The organism is Nocardia testacea NBRC 100365, from assembly GCF_000308775.1.
Classification (GTDB): Bacteria; Actinomycetota; Actinomycetes; order Mycobacteriales; family Mycobacteriaceae; genus Nocardia; species Nocardia testacea.
Window position 1 is genome coordinate 1 of sequence record NZ_BAGJ01000066.1, and the last position, 15,686, is coordinate 15,686.

Genomic DNA, 15,686 nt, shown 5'->3' on the forward strand with positions numbered 1-15,686 from the left:
CGCGGAGACCGTGTTCGACCGCGTCGAGTGCGCGCACGGCCCGCTGGGGATCGTCGGCGGCGTGCGGATCATCGACGATATCGTCGACCGTGCGGGCGAAACCGTACAGCGCGTGGACCGCGGGGCGGCGGTCGGCCGACAGCAGCCGGGTCGCCAGATAGTAGGAACGACCGTGCGCCGCGGCCACCCGGCGGCAGTGCCGGTAGGCGTCGCGCAGTGCGGCGGCGTCGGCCTGCGGCGGCGCGAGCGCGCCGGGCCGCACAACGCTGCCGCCGTTCACAGACCGCCGGAGACGGCGGGCGCGGAAACCGCCCGGGGCGTGCCGCGCAAGCGCAGCGGGTCGACGGTGCGCAGCGAGAGGGCGGCGACCACGGAGGCGAAGGTCGCGGCCGCGACATGCCAGAAGTTGTACAGGCCGATCGAGCCGTCGGGCTGGAATACCAGCATCAGCCAGGTACAGACACCGACCAGTGTCATCAGCGTGGTGGTGGACAGCGCGAAACCGGCGGCCAGCGCCAGCGGCCACGAGTAGTACCAGGGCAGCGCGGCCGGCGAGAGGATCACGATGGCGACGAAGGCGATCAGGATGCCCAGGACCGCGTCACGTTCGGTGAGTTTGAACCGCCACCAGGTCCACACCAGCAGCACCACCAGTGCCAGCATGCACAGCATGCGGGTCACCTCGAGGGTCGAGTCCAGCCCGAAGGGCGTGATCCAGGTGACGGCGTGGGCCATGACGGTGGGCAGCGACAACCAGTTGATGATCTTGCGCGACCCCGACAACGCGGTGAGCCAGCCGATCCCGACCCCGGCGATCGCCGACGCCGCCACGAAGACCGCCGCGAACACCGCGAGGCCCAGACCCGCGATCTTGGCGAACATCTTCCAATGGTGGGCCAGGAATTCCCGGCTGCTGGTGGCCAGTGCGGCACGCTGGCCGTCCTCGGCGCGGCGTTCGCGTTCGTGCAACATCCAGATCCATACCAGGAAGGGCAGGGCGACGCCCGCGGTCGCCTTGATCGCGACCCCGATCGCCACCACCACGATGCCCGCCACATGATGGCGTTCCAGTACCAGCGCGATCCCCGCGCACATCAGGCCTACCATCAGCATCTCGTTGTGCACGCCGCCGATGAGGTGGATGAGCACCAGCGGGTTGAGCACCGCCAGCCACAGGGCGACGGTCGGCCGGCCGCCCAGGTGTTTGGTCAGATAGGGCACGGCCCACATCATCAGGACGAGGCCGGGCAGCATCACGAACCGCAGGGCGATCGTGCCGCCGACCACGCTGTCGCCGGTGACCGCGGTGATCGCCCGGCCCAGCAGCAGGAACACCGGGCCGTAGGGTGCGGTGGTGGTGGTCCAGACCGTGCTCACGTTGTCGAGCAGGATGCCGGGATTGGCGACCGGGCCGACCTGATACGGGTCGAAACCGTCGCGCAGCAACGCGCCCTGGGCCAGATAGGAGTAGGCGTCGCGGCTGAACATGGGGACCGCGAACATGAGTGGTGCGATCCAGATCCCGACGATTGCGCGCAGTTCGTTGAGCCGCACCTCACCGGAGTGGCCTCCGAAACCCAGCGTGATCCGGCCGAGCCGGACCCAGGCCGCCACCATCATCAGCACACCGGCCCAGACGCAGATCATCGACAGCGCGTAACCGTGGCCGAACCGCAACCAGGACAGGTGGACCGCTTCGAGCAGCGGATCCCGTTTGCGGACGCCGCCGGCACCGAAACCGCCGAAGGTGATCATCAGGGCGCCGGCGAAACCGAGCAGTGCCGCATGGCCCTCCGGGCTGCGCAGGAAATCACCGCAGATACGCAGCCCACCCCAGAAGCCGGGTGCGGGACCGGTACCCGCGGTCGGACGCATGGGCGGCGCTCCGGAGACGGCGGAATCGGCGTCGGCGACCGGAACGGTGCTGGTGGTGGTGTGCATATGGGGGGCTGGCATCTGGTGTCGTTCCCCCCTGGATGGTCGGCGGTCGCAACCGCGGGCGAATAGGTCGGCGCTCAGTTTACGGCTTCCGTCACGGAAGGCAGCCGGACGGTGGCAGGGGCGCGCGTCCGGGCCCCGCGATTCTCGCCCACAACGCGCTGTGCCGCGAGTTTTCCCGACAGCAGTGCCGTCGGCACGCCGACGCCGGGTGTCGTACCGCATCCGGCCAGGACTACGTTCTCCTTGCCGGGCGCGAGATTCCGGGTGCGGAAGGGGCCGGTCTGGCGGAACAGATGGGCGGCCGAGAACGGAGTTCCGGCGAGCATGCCCTGATCGCGCCATGTCGCGGGCGTGTCGAGCCGGTCGACGGTGAAGTGCCCGGTGATCCCGTGATATCCGCGCCCTTCCAGTTCCGCGAGAAGTTCGCGCAGATAGGAAGGACCCAGCCGGTCCCAGTCCAGGGGCGCGGAATCCAGGTTCGGGCAGGGGGCCAGTAGCGAGAACGGTTCGTACCGGGTCGCGCCGCGGGTGAGGTACAGGCCGGGATCGCTCAGTGCGGGCCGGGTGAGCAGCAGTGAGGGATCGCTCATGAGCCGGCCGCCCCGGCGCGGTGTGATCTCGGCGAAGGTACTGGCCCATGCGGCGCCGAAGTCGATGGTGTGATGAGCCTGTACCGGCCACTTCTCGGCGATGCCGGTGGGCACGGTGCCGTGGGCGACGACCGCCGACGGCGAGGCCCGCAATCCGCGGCGGGGCCGGACGCCGAACCGATCCAGCGCGCCGAGATCGGCGGTGAGGATCACCGCGTCGCAGGGCAGGGCCCGGCCGTCGGCCAGCAGGACCCGCCGGGCCCGGTCGGGGCCGCGGCCGCGGCGATAGTCGAGTCCGGTGACCTCGGTGCCGAGCTCGAGGCGGCCGCCGGCCGCGGTGAACGCGCCGGCCAGGGTTTCGGCGACCGCGCGCATTCCGCCGTCGGGGAAGTAGACGCCGAGGGCGGTGTCCATATAGGGGATCGCGCCGTACACCCCGAGTGCCTGTTCGGGCGCCATTCCCGCGTACAGCGCCTGGAAGGTGAACAGCCGGGTCAGTCGCGGATCGCGCAGGGTCCGGGCGACCCGGGTGCCCAGCCGGCCGAAGCCGCCGAGCCGGACCAGCCGGAGCAGGGCCGCTCGTTTATCCGGGTACCGCACCATATCCAGCGGTGAATCGAAGTTCGTCGCCAGGAATTCGTCGTATTCGGCCCGGAACACCCGGCCCAGCCACTCCCGCAGCCGCCGGTACCGGACGGCTTCCTCCGGCCCGCAGGCGCGCGCCACCTCGGCGCTCATCCGCTCCGGGTCGGAGAAGACCCGCAGATCGGACCCGTCCGCGAAACGGGCGTGGTAGGCAGGGGCCAGCGGCCGGATCCGTAGCGGCGGCACCGCCCGCGAGGCGTCGGTACCCACTGCGGCCAGTGCGTCGTCGACGAGTCCGGGGAGCGTGAGTACGGTCGCGCCGGAATCGATCTCGTAATCGGCGAACCGGTAGCGCCCGACCCGGCCGCCCACATGGTCGGCGCGTTCCACCAGGGTCACCGCGCACCCGGCGCCGGTCAGGTACAGCGCGGCCGACAACCCGGACAGACCCGCACCGACCACGACGACCTGTTCGACCGGCCCCGGTACCGATTTCACCACGGGTCCCTCCGCTCGTACCGGCGTGCCGCCCGGGCGCTCGCACGCCTACCGCTGCCGGTCACGCCGTGCGCCGGGTGGCCGCCAGGGCCATCTCGCGCAGCCGGGTCTTCGCCTCCGGCGTGGCGGAACTGGCATCGATCGCGCTCAGGCCCTGCTCGGTGAGTGCGCTGATCCTGGCCTCCACCGCGTCGACCGCGCCGAGTTCGAGGAGCAGGGCGCGTAATTCGCCGACCTGCGCGTCGGACAGATCGGTGCCGATCGCGGCGCGCAGGGTATCGCCGGCGCCCGGATCGGTCTCCGCGGCGCGCTGCAGCGCCTCCGCGACCAGTACGGTGCGTTTACCTTCGCGCAGATCGTCACCGGACGGTTTACCGGTGACGGCGGGATCCCCGAAAACACCCAGCAGATCGTCGCGGAGCTGGAAAGCGATCCCGATATCGGTGCCATAGGTGCGATAGGCGGCGATGAGTCCGGGATCGGCGTCGGCGAGCGCCCCGCCGAGATGCAGTGGCCTTTCCACGGTGTAGGCCGCGGTCTTGTACCGGTTGATCCGCAGTGCCGCGGCCACCGATTCGTCGCCGCTGGCCTCCCCGTGGACATCGAGCAGCTGGCCGCCCAGGACCTCGGTGCGCATCCGCGCCCACACCGGGGCGAAGCGCGCCAGCGCCGCCGCGTCCAGGCCGGCATCGTGCACCATATCGTCGGCCCAGGCCAGCGCCAGATCACCGAGCAGAACGGCCACCGATTCGCCGTAGTGTGCCGAATCGCCCGCCCAGCCGGCCTGCCGATGCCGCTGTTCGAAGTCCACGTGCACGGTCGGGAAGCGGCGCCGGGTGCGGGAGCAGTCGATGATGTCGTCGTGGATCAGCGCGCAGGCCTGGACCAGTTCCAGGGCCGAACAGGCCCGGAGCACGGCCGCCGCCTCGGCGCTCGCCGGATCGCCGCCGGCGCCCAGCCAGCCCATCCAGGCGAACCCGGGCCGGGTGCGTTTACCGCCACGCAGGGTGAACGATTCGAGGGCCTCGACACTGTCGGCGAATACCGGGCCCAGCTCGGCGACCGGGTCGCGGCGGCTGGTGAAGAATTCGGTCAGCGCCTGTTCCACGGCCGTGGCGAACGCCGCTGTCCCGGGAACGGCCGTGGTGGGGCCCGACCGGGTCGGGATACCGGTTCCGGCTGACAGGGTGACCTCCCAGATCGTCGATTGCGTGGGCGCGCGGCTACCGGAACCGGTGGCGCCGGTGCCGGGGAAGCCTCCCACGTGCGCCCGCCGCAGCGGCGGGACCTGATCGCAGAATACGCGCGCGCCCGCGACGCGGATCCGGAGGCGGCGGTGGGAGAGGATCGGGCAGAGGTACCGGGCGCCTCTAGACTGAGCCGGTGACTTTCGACAACGCGCGGGGACTTCCGACCCCTGGCCGGCCGTCCTCCACGTCACCGGACGTCTCCGCGACGCCTTCGGTCGTGCAGAGCCTGCGCCGGCACGCCGAGGGCGCGGTGCCGTTCTCCGTGGAGTTCTCCCCGCCCCGTGACGAGGCGGGTGAGCAGCGGTTGTGGCGTGCGGTGCGCACGTTCGAGCGGATGCATCCGGCATTCGTCTCGATGACCTACGGCGCCGGGGGGAGCACCCGCGAGCGCACGGTGCGCGTCACCGGCGAGCTCGCCCTGCAGACCACCTTGTTGCCGGTCGGCCATCTCACGGCGGTCGGGCACAGCGTGGCCGAGCTGCGGTCGATCGTCGGGGCCTACGCCGATTCCGGGATCAGCAATATCCTCGTGCTGCGCGGTGATCCGCCGGGCGATCCGCTGGGTGAATGGCACAAGCACCCCGAGGGGGTGGAGTACGCCGAGGAACTGGTGCGCATCGTGCGCGACCTGGGCGATTTCCATGTGGGGGTCGCCTCGTTCCCACAGGGCCACCACCGGTCGCTCGATCTCGACCACGACACCGCCCATCTGGCGGCGAAACTGCGCGCGGGCGCGGAGTATTCGATCACCCAGATGTTCTTCGACGTCGACGACTATCTCCGGCTACGCGATCGGATCGCCGCCCTGGATCCGGTGGAGGGCACCAAACCGATCATTCCGGAACTGATGCCGATCACGTCGCTGCGCACGGTCGAGCGCGCCGAGCAGCTGTGCGGCCGGCCGCTACCGGAACGGGTGGTCGAACGGCTGCACCGGGCCGCTGGTTCGGGGCCGGAGGAGGATCGTGCCGCGGTCCGGGCCGCGGGGATCGAGATCGCCACCGAGATGGGGGAGCGGTTGATCGCCGAGGGTGCCCCGTGCCTGCACTTCATCACCTTGAACTTCGCCAAGGCGACCAGTGAGGTGCTGGCGAATCTGGGGTACGGCGTCACCGCCGCGCCGATCAGCGCCTGAGCGACGCCGGACGGACGCAGCGGGGAAGTCAGCCGGCCGGGGCGTAGACGTGCACGGCGATCCGGTCGCCCCGGCGGATCACTTCCAGCGCGTGGTCGTCGTGGCGCAGCAGGAGTCCGGGAGCGCCGTCGGCCGGGTCGAGGATCTCGATGCCCGCGATCCGCGCACCGGCGTGGTCGAGCCGGTCGCCGGGCTTGGCCGCGATGAACACCCGGCCGTCGATGACCCACCAGGTTCCGGGCAGGCCCGGCAGCAGCTCCGGTGATTCGCTGAGCTCATGGCGGGCGACCGGTTCGCTGGTGCCGTGTGGGCTGCGCAGCCGGACCGAGCACCGCTCGAGCCATTGCGTCCAGGTGGTATCGACGCTCGTGTGGCCGACGATGGTCATGGTGCAGCCTCCTCGAAACCCGGGCCGCCAGGCCCCGCCCGCCGGTCGTGCCGGGCGGGTTCATCATCGGACCGGGTGCCCGGTGGGCACAAGACCAAGAATCACCGAGAATCCAGCTCTTGGCCGGGTATCAGAGCACGCCCACGCCAGGTCAGCGCGTTGCTGCGCCGCGCGCGGTGTGAGTGTTGCCACAGCAGCAGGTAGGCGGCGACCGACGCGGGGTGGACGAGTGCGTCGACGAGGTCGCCGCGGTCCGGCCCGCGGCCGGACTCCAGGGCACGGGCCAACAGCCGGCCGGTGACCGCGGCGAGGTATCCGAGCAGGCCGATCCGGCGCAGCCGGCCGCGGCCCAGGACGGCCGCGGCCGGGGGTAGCCAGTACGCCCACGCGGCGGCGGCGGCCACCGCCACACCGCCGGCGACCGAACCGCCGTAGGCCGACCAGAGCCAGCGGTCGTAGCCGGTCACCAATTCGCGCGCATCCCGATACATCCGGGTGCGCGCCAGTCCGCCCGCGGCCGCCACCGCGGTCCGGTCCCCGGCGCGGCGCAGGGCCCGGGCGATATCGAGATCCTCGGTGACACTGCCGGCGACCACCGCGTGACCGCCGATCGCGCGATACCGCGCCGCGTCGAAGACCAGGAACTGCCCACAGGACACGACGGTCGAACCACGGGTACCGCGATCGGCCCAGGCGACGGGCAGCGTGGCAGCCCACGACCAGCACAGCAGGGGCTGTACCAGGCGTTCGGCCGCGGTCTCGGCGCGTTGCCGCGGCCAGGGCGCCAGTAACGCCACGCCGCGCTCGCGCAGGCACGTCACCGCAGCGGCGAGCGCGGTGGGTGCGAGCCGGACATCGGCGTCGAGGAAAACGAGCACCCCGGTGTCGCCGCCGATCCGCCGGGCGTGCTCGGCGAGGGCAGCACAGGCGGCGGCTTTACCGGTCCAGCCCGGTGGCGGGCCGGTGGTACCGCGTAGCAGCTCGCAGCGCGGGTCGTCTTCCATGGCCCGCAGTGCGCGCGCGGCGGTGTCGTCGGTGGAGGCATCGTCGAGGACCAGGATGCGCAACCGGGCCACCCGGGTCTGGGCGCGCAGATCGGCGATCAGACCGGGGAGCAGGGCCGCCTCGTTCCGGGCGGGCACGCAGACGGTGACGTGCTCGGCGACCGGGGCGGGCGCGGGGGACAGGCGCGGTACGGTGCGCCGGTTCCAGGCGGTGAGCGCGGCACCGGCCACGGCGAGACCGGTCCCGGCGGTCACCGCTCGCCGCCCCCACGACCGGGGCCGTCGGCTCATGCGTTGGCTTTGACCTCGTCCCACCAGCGCCGCAACGAGAAACCGGCCGGTGCGCCCGGCCGGGGCGGATTGCGGTCCACGTAGGCGAGGGCGATGACCACGGCCGCGACCGCGAGGGTGATGCCGCCGACGATCCCGGCCCAGCCCGCGAAGGACCGGGTGTTCGGATCGGCGTACCCGACCTCGGCGCGGACGGTGCTGACCTCCCCGGCGGGCAGTTTCCAGGAGACCACCGAATCGCCCTCGCGATTGCCGTTGGTCTTGGCGACGCGGGCCGGGAACGCCACACTCAGCTGCACATCGGACCCGTGCGGGGCCAGGGTCTCCAGATCCACCCGGCCGTTGAGGCTGACCAGATCGCCGTTGCGCTGGAACTTCAGGTCGAACAGACCCTGGGCCTGCTCCGAGAGCTGCGCCAGTTGTTCCACTTCGCCGAAGTTCAGATCGTCGAAGTACACCTCGCTGCCGATGTACCCGTCCTGGTTGTACGGCTCGATGCGCACCTTGGCCGCCAGCGCTTCGGGGGCGGTGAGCTGCGGACCCTTGTCCTCACTGTTCTCCGGGACGACCGCGGCCACGATCCGGCCGGACACCCGGTCGTTGGACGACAGACCCATCGAGGCCTGGACGCGCAGGCAGCCGGCCAGCGCCGGGGTGAGCAGCGCGGCCAGGACGAGGGCCGCGGCTATCCGCACCCGCAGACGGAGGCGCGGGCGCGGAGCGGGGACCGGGGAGCCGGGTTTCGCGGTAACGGGACTCGGAGGCACGGATGACATGGTGCCAGGCCGGAACTCACCGACGCCATGCGACGGGCCCGACGACTCGGCGATCGTGCCCGGCCCCACGTCCGGTGGCCTCGCGCACCAGCCGGACCAGCAGTGGAACCCCGAGAAAACCGAGGACGACACTCCCGTAACCCGCCGAATACGGCAGCCCGAGGAACACCGCGTGCGCCAGCGCGGACCCGAGCCAGGTCCACAGGAACATCAGGACCGGGACCCCGGGCCGTTCGGCTCCGCGCGCGGTTCGCTCCCAGACGGTGAGTACCGCGGCCATTACCGCCGCCACCACCAGCCAGCCGAGGTAGTTGGTGTACGGGATGGCCGCCAGCCCGGGCAGTCCGGCTCCGGTGTTCTGCCAGTGCCACTGACCGTCGGCCACCATCTGGGGGTCCAGGAACAGGTCCCAGCCCACCGCGCCCACCGCGGTCGCGCCGATCCGCGCCGCCGGCCGCGGGCACAGCAGGCCCGCGACCACCCAGATCGGATACAGACCGCCGGTCCACGCGAGCGGGACCACCAGCGGAACGTCGAACAGTTGTGGTCCGATGCGTCCGTCCGCGTAGTCGTAGGCCCCGAACGGTATCCCGGTCGCCGTGCCCACCGCCTCCGCGACCAGTCCGATGCCGGAGACGATCACCACGAACCCGGCCGCGTAGCCGGTCCCGCGCGTCACTGCCGCGTGGACCAGGGCCGTACCGGCTGTCAGCAGGACCACGGCCACCGTCACCGCGTCGCGCGCCGGACCGGTGGTCAGCGGGTAGGCGATCTGGGTACCGACCAGCACGACGAGCAGACCCGCGGGCAGCAGGTCCCGCCGCCGCCCGGGCGCCGGACGCGCTAGCGGCGTATCCACCGGCGGATCCCGCGGCTGTCGCGCAGCACCAAGCGTGCGGCGGTACGTCCGCTGGCCCCGGACACGCCGCCCCCGGGATGGGTCGACGCACCGGTCAGGTAGAGGCCGGGCGCGCCGGGCACCCGTTGCCCGGCCAGTTCCGGCAGTGGCCGCCACAGCATCATCTGGTCCAGGCTCATCTCCACGTGCATCACATTGCCGCCGCGCAGCCCCATCTCGCGCTCCAGATCCACCGGCGTCTGGACGTGCCGGTCCAGCACCGAGTCGGCGAACCCGGGGGCGTGCCGATCCAGTTCGGCGATGATCCGGTCGGCTTCGGTGCCGGCGTGCCGGGCCCAGCCGCCGTCGGCGGCCAGCCGGTAGGGGTGCCATTGCGACCACAGTGAGAGCTGATGCTGCCCGGCGGGCGCGATACTCGGGTCCAATGCGCTGAAACTCATCGCGAGTACGACGGGCCGCGGCGGTAACCGGCCGCCCAGGGCGCTGCCGTGGGCCAGCGCCAGTTCGCGCCGATCCGTTACCAGCAGTTGCAACCCGGTCGCCGATTCGGCGGGTGTCGCGCCCGGGTACCGCGGGAGCTCGCTGGTCGCGGCCCGCACCACCATGCCGATACCCGGACCCACCCGGATCCGCCGCTGCCACCGCCGCAGCGGCTCGGGATCGAAGCCGCCCGCGCGCAGCAGTTCCAGGGTGGTGAGGATATGGGTGCCGGCGATCACCGTGGTCGCGTCGTATTCGCGCCCGGCTGCGGTGCGCACCCGCCAGCCGTCGAGCCGGCGGGTGAGCGCGGTGACCGCGTCACCGGCCGTGATCTCGCCGCCGTCCCCGCGCAACCGGGCCATCAGCGCTTCGGTGAGCGCACCGCTGCCGCCCACCGCCCGGCCGGGCGGCAGGGTGTGCATGAGCGCCGCGAACGCCACCATCGGCGCGGTTCCGGGTTCGGACATGGGCGGCCCGGACTGTGCCCCGAACCACGCCAGTGCCGCCTTCAGCCGTTCGTCGTCGAACCAGGTGTCCAGCAGCGCGTCGCCGGACTGCAGGAACTCCCGGGACAGGGCGCTGCCGCCATCGCGGGCGTCCAGCCCCCAGAACGAGCGCAGCAGCCGGCCCGCGGTGGGCGCGCCGCCGAACGAGCGCATCACCCGGCGGGCCCGCGGCTCCCAGACCGTCACGAAGCGCCGGTAGGCCGCGGCGTCGCGGTCGCCGCAGGCGGCGGCCACCGACGCACAGGTCCGGTCCAGATCACGGTGGAACACGATGGGCGGCGCGCCGGTCTCCGGGCAGGCGGGAGCGAAGGCCCAGGGGTCGCAGTCGAGGTAGCGCAGCCCGAAACGCGCCAGTTCGAGCTCCTCGACGATCCCGGTGTGCCGGACCATCAGATGCGCCGAGGAGCCCCGGTCGACCCGGTGGCCGGGGAAACGCTCGACGGTCGATACGGCCCCGCCCAGCACCGTATCGCTCTCCAGGACGTGGACCCGGCGACCCTCCCGGGCCAGGTAACAGGCCGCCACCAGCGCATTGTGGCCGGAGCCGATGATCACCACACTCATGGCAGCGGCAGCGACCGGCCGAGGATCCCGAAGCGGCGGTTGTCGCCGGCGAACACGAAATCGCGCAGGACGTCGCGGAAGCCCATCCGCCGGTACAGCCGCCAGGCCCGGTTGTCCTCTTCGCCGACCTCTGGGGTGGACAGCAGTACGGCCTGTTCGGGGCGGTCCCGCAGCAACCGCTGAAGTAGGGTCGCGCCGATACCGCGTCCCTGCGCGCTGGGGTGCACATGCAATTCGGTGAGCTCGAAATAGTCGTCGAGCAACCGCGCGGCCGCCGGCTCCGGCCACCCGGCGCGGCGCATCCCCGCGTGTACCTGCTGCTGCCACCACTGATGCGGGCCGCCCCGGTAGCCGTAGGCGATGGCGACGATGGGGGAACGGCGCAGGTCGAACTCGCCGTTGTCCTCGGGCACCACCGCGGCGACCGCCTGCCAGCCCACCCGATGGGTGTGCTCGGTCCACATCGGTGCCCGATGGTGTTCGGTGCCGTGCGGATAGTCCATGGCCGCGACGTAGACGGCCAGCGCGTCGTGCAATCGGGCGCGTAGTGCGGTTACCGAGAGGTCGACGACGACCGGGACGGGGAGATTGTTGGACTTGACGGCTGTCATTGCGATATCGGTGGGCTCTTTCGCGGTCGGCAGGGCGGGTTCCGGGCACCCGAACATGTCGGTGGTCGTCTCTATATTCAAGCTCGAGCCAAACGTTCGAAAACCTGTTCGCCCCCGCGGTGCACGCTCAGCCTGCCATACCGGTGGACCGCCGCGGGGTGTGACAGGCGAGATACGGAGGGACGGCTATGTCGGATCGAAGCGTGCACCCGGTACAACCGGGCCGGGCGGGGATGCTGTTGCGGCGCGCCGACGGGCTGCTCATGGAGGCGGCGGGGGAGCGGGATCCGCGGGAACGATTCCGCGTCGCCTATCTGGCCGCCCTGCGGGGCGCGGGGGCGGTGCTGGCACTCACCGGCGCCGATACCGCGCCCCGGGCCCGCTCCCGTAACGCGTGGGTGATGCTGCAACGCGCGGCACCCGAATTCGTGATGTGGGCGGACTATTTCAGTGGCCATTCCGCGACCCGGGCGGCATTGGAGGCCGGTCTGCCCCGCGATATCGACGAGGTGGCCGCCGACGAGTTCTCCTCGCGCGTGGCGGCCTTCCTGCACGACGTCGAGGATCTCATCGCGCCGGCCGCCCGCCTGCGCGCCGCGGGGGACGCCGACGACATCCCCCGATAGGGGCCGTCACCACCCGCCGGACCTCCGGATTCGGCCCGCGCCGGATTCGATCCGGCGACGAACTTCGTTCGGCTGCACCCATATGGTGGTACCGCTCTTGGCGAACTCGTATCATTGATGACAGATAGCCGCCAAGGGGTTATCTGTCGCCTACCCGGAGGCGACAGCCACGTCCTAGTGCCGGGGGAGGTACCGTGCCACTCTCCGAGCACGAGCAGCGCATGCTCGAACAGATCGAGAGCGCTCTCTATGCTGAGGATCCCAAGTTCGCGTCGTCCGTCCGCGGTGGACGTCTTCGTACGACCTCGAGTCGCCGTAGACTTCAGGCCGCGGCCTTGTTCGTACTCGGCCTCGTTCTACTCGTCGCGGGTATCGCCCTCCCGGTGCGGCCCGGCGGCTTCCCGATCATCAGTCTGATCGGGTTCATCGTCATGTTCGGTGCGGGTGTGCTGCTCCTGCTCGGCGGCGCCAAGGGCGCCACGACGGGCCGGGGCGGGAGTTCTCCGGGCGATTCCGCCGGGACCGGTTCCTCGGAACGGGCCGGTGGGCGCGGTCGGCCACGCCGGTCCGGTGGGTTCACCGAACGTATGGAGGATCGCTTCCGCCGAAGGTTCGAGGAGTAATCTCCCGGCGCTCGCGCCGGCCACACAGCCGACAGCGGTGCCGTACCGGATTCCCGGTGCGGCACCGCTGTTCGCGTCTGTGGACGGATCGTTCGCTCACCGGATGCGCGCACCGCCGGCCGGGCGGTACGACGTGCTCCGGACCACCTTTTCCCACCCCGCCCCACCGGGTTCCCCCACCGTGCCCCACCCTCCTGTCCGTAAGGGCGTGAACAGGGGGTTTGCTGGAAGTTGACGGAGCCCGCCGGAGCCGAGGGCCGTAGACGCGCGCAAGGAGGCAGGGCCCGCGAAAAGTTCGCCCTGCCGGTGATAGCTGGGATGACCTGCGAAATCGGACGACCGGGGAGGCACATCACCCCGTGTTTCGATTGAAAGTGGGGGAAAGTGGGGTAATGTGGAGCGCGCACTACAGGAGAGGCCGTGAGGCACTCGACCGGCGTAGCCGGTCAACACCATTCGAGGTGGTCCGGTAGGAGGTATCGGGTTGTTTCTCGGTACTTACACACCTCGTCTGGACGACAAAGGGCGACTCACGTTGCCCGCAAAGTTTCGAGACGATCTGGCGGGAGGGTTGATGGTCACCAAAGGACAGGACCACAGCCTTGCCGTCTATCCGAAGGACGAGTTCAGTGCGCTCGCCCGGCGCGCCGCGTCGGCCTCCCGGAGCAACCCGCAGGCGCGGGCCTTCGTCCGGGCACTGGCGGCGGGGACCGACGAGCAGCGGCTCGACTCGCAGGGCCGGATCGTGTTGTCGGCCGAACATCGCCGGTACGCCAACCTCACCCGCGACTGTACGGTCATCGGTTCGGTCGACTTCCTGGAGATATGGGACAAGCAGGCGTGGGAGACCTACCTCGCCGAGCACGAGGAGGACTACGCACAAGCGAGAGACGAGGCACTGGGCGGAATCTTCTAGCCCGCGCGAGTGCCACGCGGCCTCTGCCCGGATGCGGACCCTGACGTACTTCCCCGACGCCAGGTGCCGCTTCGGTCAGAGACCCCGCGGCATTCGTTACGTCACCGATTTTCCTTCTGTCGCTCACCCCGTGGACGCGCCGGATCGAACGGCGGCGCGGCCGCATCTCGCGCAATCAATTGTTCGCCCGCTTCGGCGCCGGTGATCCCACCCACCTTGGTGCGGATGCGATCCGAATCGGGTCGTCACGGAGCGAGGCACGGATCCGGAGGTCGATTTGAACCGTGAGCAGCACGGCACGCGACACGTCCCTGTTCTGCTCACCCGCGCCGCCGAATTGCTCGATCCGGTGCTCGACGGCCCGGCGGCCGTCTATCTCGATGCCACGCTGGGACTCGGTGGCCATGCCGAGTACTTCCTGCGCGCCCACTCCGATCTCCGGCTCGTAGGTCTCGATCGCGATACCCGCGCCCTCGCGCTCACCACCGATCGGTTGCGGCCCTATGCCGATCGAATCACTTTGGTGCACACCCGGTACGACGGAATCGCCGACGCGCTCGCGGAGGCCGGTCTGCCGGCCACCGGGTCGGTCAGCGGCATCCTGATGGATCTCGGTGTCTCGTCCATGCAACTGGACGAGGCGGAGCGGGGCTTCGCCTACTCCGTGGACGCCCCGCTGGATATGCGGATGGACGCGACCACCGGCCCGACCGCCGCCGATGTGCTCAACACCTACAGCCAGGGCGAGATCGCCCGGGTGCTGAAGGTCTACGGCGAGGAACGGTTCGCGAACCGGATCGCCGCGGAGATCGTGCGGCGCCGCGCCCGGCAGCCACTGCGTACCAGCGCCGAACTCGTGAGCCTGCTCTACGACACCATCCCCGCACCGGCCCGGCGGACCGGTGGGCATCCCGCCAAGCGCACCTTCCAGGCGCTGCGGGTGGAGGTGAACGGTGAACTGGATTCACTGCGCGCGGCCCTTCCGGCCGCGCTGGCGGCGCTGCGCCCCGGCGGTCGCATCGTGGTCATGTCCTATCAGTCGCTCGAGGACCGGGTCGTCAAACACGAACTGGCCGAACGCGCGAAATCCCGTACTCCGGTGGGGCTCCCGGTCGAACTGCCGGGTATGGGGCCGGAGTTCCGCATCCTGACCCGGGGCGCCGAACAGGCCGGACCCGCCGAGATCGAGGAGAATCCGCGCGCCGCGCCGGTCCGGATGCGCGCCGCCGAGAAGATCGTGCAGGAGGCGGGATGAACCGGGGCACCGGCATCGGCCACGCCGCGGAGCCGGCCCGTGGAGCAGCGAATTCGCTTGTCCGCGTGGCGCGCTTGCGGTACGACGGTGCGGGTGCGATATGCGGATATCGCATCGATGTTCGCAAGATCGCGGTGTCAGGGGAGCACCGGCTGGGCATTACGGACCACAGCACAGGCGTACGCGGGCCGAAACCGCGGGCCATCACACCGATACGGGGGTGTCAGGTATGAGCGTGACCACGCGGACCGAGACCGGGCGACCGGCTCGGCGAGTACACGACGCGGAGCGAGTGAAATCCGGTGCCGCACAGCGGGCCTATGCCCGGCGCCGACAGCGCACCGGCGGGCCCTCCGGCGCGGCGCCGACGGTCGCGCCGCGGTCGGAGCTGGCGGGGCGGGGACCTTTCGTCGCCGCCATTCTGGCCATGTTCGGTTGTGGTCTCGCACTCACGCTGGTCCTGACCACCCGCGCCGCCGAGGACAGCTATCAGCTCAGTGACGCGCGCGAGGCCAACCGCGTGCTCTCCGACGAACGCGCGGCATTGCAGCGGGAGGTCGCCGCCGCCGATTCGGCGCCCGAACTCGCCACGCGCGCACGGGAACTGGGCATGATCCCGGCGGTCGATCCGGCGCGGCTGGTCGTGGCCCCGGACGGCACGGTCACCGTGGTCGGCGAACCGAAGCCCGCCCAGGGCCCGCCGGCCCCGGCGCTGAACGGCCCGCCCCGTGGTGGAGCACCCCGTTCCGGCGCGGACCCCGGCGAGCGGATCGTGCCGGTCCCGGCGC

Annotated in this window: 16 protein-coding genes; 6 read left to right on the forward strand and 10 right to left on the reverse strand. The window is 71.0% G+C overall.

The features are described 5' to 3' along the window. The 4 genes from ON38_RS08250 to ON38_RS08265 all read right to left on the reverse strand — a co-directional run. On the reverse strand, positions 1 to 280 hold a 280-nt coding region (locus tag ON38_RS08250), incomplete at its 3' end, for a squalene/phytoene synthase family protein (protein ID WP_039823734.1). Next, positions 277 to 1,875: an alpha-(1->6)-mannopyranosyltransferase A gene (locus ON38_RS08255; protein ID WP_085995370.1), complete on the reverse strand. Its 1,599-nt coding sequence runs from the start codon at positions 1,873 to 1,875 to the stop codon at positions 277 to 279. The genes ON38_RS08250 and ON38_RS08255, both read right to left, overlap by 4 nt. Before the next feature lie 140 nt (positions 1,876 to 2,015). Next, on the reverse strand, positions 2,016 to 3,614 hold the full coding sequence (crtI, locus tag ON38_RS08260; protein WP_039823746.1) for a phytoene desaturase family protein: 1,599 nt from the start codon (positions 3,612 to 3,614) through the stop codon (positions 2,016 to 2,018). Between the two features lie 61 nt (positions 3,615 to 3,675). Then, on the reverse strand, positions 3,676 to 4,782 hold the full coding sequence (locus ON38_RS08265; protein WP_039823747.1) for a polyprenyl synthetase family protein: 1,107 nt from the start codon (positions 4,780 to 4,782) through the stop codon (positions 3,676 to 3,678). Between the two features lie 215 nt (positions 4,783 to 4,997). On the opposite strand from ON38_RS08265, the gene ON38_RS08270 reads away from it, so the two are divergent. Continuing rightward, complete coding sequence (locus ON38_RS08270) at positions 4,998 to 5,999, forward strand: methylenetetrahydrofolate reductase (protein WP_039823736.1); 1,002 nt, start codon at positions 4,998 to 5,000, stop codon at positions 5,997 to 5,999. Positions 6,000 to 6,027: 28 nt separating this feature from the next. On the opposite strand, the gene ON38_RS08275 is transcribed toward ON38_RS08270, so the two are convergent. The 6 genes from ON38_RS08275 to ON38_RS08300 form a co-directional block, all read right to left on the reverse strand. Next, positions 6,028 to 6,387, reverse strand: coding sequence for a hypothetical protein (locus ON38_RS08275; RefSeq protein WP_051164497.1), 360 nt, complete (start codon positions 6,385 to 6,387; stop codon positions 6,028 to 6,030). 101 nt (positions 6,388 to 6,488) lie between these two features. Continuing rightward, the gene (locus ON38_RS08280) at positions 6,489 to 7,682 is read right to left on the reverse strand and encodes a glycosyltransferase family 2 protein (RefSeq protein WP_039823738.1); all 1,194 of its coding nucleotides are present in this window, start codon (positions 7,680 to 7,682) and stop codon (positions 6,489 to 6,491) included. Continuing rightward, positions 7,679 to 8,458: an LppM family (lipo)protein gene (locus ON38_RS08285; RefSeq protein ID WP_157181701.1), complete on the reverse strand. Its 780-nt coding sequence runs from the start codon at positions 8,456 to 8,458 to the stop codon at positions 7,679 to 7,681. The genes ON38_RS08280 and ON38_RS08285 overlap by 4 nt, the downstream gene beginning before the upstream one ends. A gap of 16 nt (positions 8,459 to 8,474) precedes the next feature. Beyond that, positions 8,475 to 9,317 (reverse strand): carotenoid biosynthesis protein, encoded by an 843-nt coding sequence (locus ON38_RS08290; RefSeq protein WP_373281198.1) that lies wholly within the window; start codon positions 9,315 to 9,317, stop codon positions 8,475 to 8,477. Continuing rightward, positions 9,302 to 10,867, reverse strand: coding sequence for a phytoene desaturase family protein (locus tag ON38_RS08295; RefSeq protein ID WP_039823739.1), 1,566 nt, complete (start codon positions 10,865 to 10,867; stop codon positions 9,302 to 9,304). The genes ON38_RS08290 and ON38_RS08295 overlap by 16 nt, the downstream gene beginning before the upstream one ends. Continuing rightward, positions 10,864 to 11,478 (reverse strand): GNAT family N-acetyltransferase, encoded by a 615-nt coding sequence (locus ON38_RS08300; RefSeq protein ID WP_039823752.1) that lies wholly within the window; start codon positions 11,476 to 11,478, stop codon positions 10,864 to 10,866. Before ON38_RS08300 ends, ON38_RS08295 begins: the two co-directional genes overlap by 4 nt. Positions 11,479 to 11,711: 233 nt before the next feature. On the opposite strand from ON38_RS08300, the gene ON38_RS08305 reads away from it, so the two are divergent. The 5 genes from ON38_RS08305 to ftsL form a co-directional block, all read left to right on the forward strand. After that, the gene (locus tag ON38_RS08305; RefSeq protein WP_039823741.1) at positions 11,712 to 12,104 is read left to right on the forward strand and encodes an SAV_6107 family HEPN domain-containing protein; all 393 of its coding nucleotides are present in this window, start codon (positions 11,712 to 11,714) and stop codon (positions 12,102 to 12,104) included. Between the two features lie 194 nt (positions 12,105 to 12,298). Then, the gene (locus tag ON38_RS08310) at positions 12,299 to 12,727 is read left to right on the forward strand and encodes an SCO2097 family morphological protein (protein ID WP_039823742.1); all 429 of its coding nucleotides are present in this window, start codon (positions 12,299 to 12,301) and stop codon (positions 12,725 to 12,727) included. A gap of 484 nt (positions 12,728 to 13,211) precedes the next feature. After that, positions 13,212 to 13,643 (forward strand): division/cell wall cluster transcriptional repressor MraZ, encoded by a 432-nt coding sequence (gene mraZ / locus ON38_RS08315; protein ID WP_039823743.1) that lies wholly within the window; start codon positions 13,212 to 13,214, stop codon positions 13,641 to 13,643. A gap of 277 nt (positions 13,644 to 13,920) precedes the next feature. Further along, positions 13,921 to 14,898, forward strand: coding sequence for a 16S rRNA (cytosine(1402)-N(4))-methyltransferase RsmH (gene rsmH / locus ON38_RS08320; protein WP_039823744.1), 978 nt, complete (start codon positions 13,921 to 13,923; stop codon positions 14,896 to 14,898). Between the two features lie 229 nt (positions 14,899 to 15,127). Beyond that, positions 15,128 to 15,686 (forward strand): cell division protein FtsL (gene ftsL, locus ON38_RS08325; RefSeq protein ID WP_051164498.1); only part of this gene is annotated, 559 nt, incomplete at its 3' end.

Bases quoted from the DNA above. Each gene is read 5' to 3' on its own strand.
- ON38_RS08295 (WP_039823739.1), bottom strand. From the start codon at position 10,867: ATGAGTGTGGTGATCATCGGCTCCGGCCACAATGCGCTGGTGGCGGCC.
- ON38_RS08255 (WP_085995370.1), bottom strand. From the start codon at position 1,875: ATGCGTCCGACCGCGGGTACCGGTCCCGCACCCGGCTTCTGGGGTGGG.
- ON38_RS08300 (WP_039823752.1), bottom strand. From the start codon at position 11,478: ATGACAGCCGTCAAGTCCAACAATCTCCCCGTCCCGGTCGTCGTCGAC.
- ON38_RS08275 (WP_051164497.1), bottom strand. From the start codon at position 6,387: ATGACCATCGTCGGCCACACGAGCGTCGATACCACCTGGACGCAATGG.
- ON38_RS08285 (WP_157181701.1), bottom strand. From the start codon at position 8,458: ATGTCATCCGTGCCTCCGAGTCCCGTTACCGCGAAACCCGGCTCCCCG.
- ON38_RS08305 (WP_039823741.1), top strand. From the start codon at position 11,712: ATGCTGTTGCGGCGCGCCGACGGGCTGCTCATGGAGGCGGCGGGGGAG.
- ON38_RS08280 (WP_039823738.1), bottom strand. From the start codon at position 7,682: ATGAGCCGACGGCCCCGGTCGTGGGGGCGGCGAGCGGTGACCGCCGGG.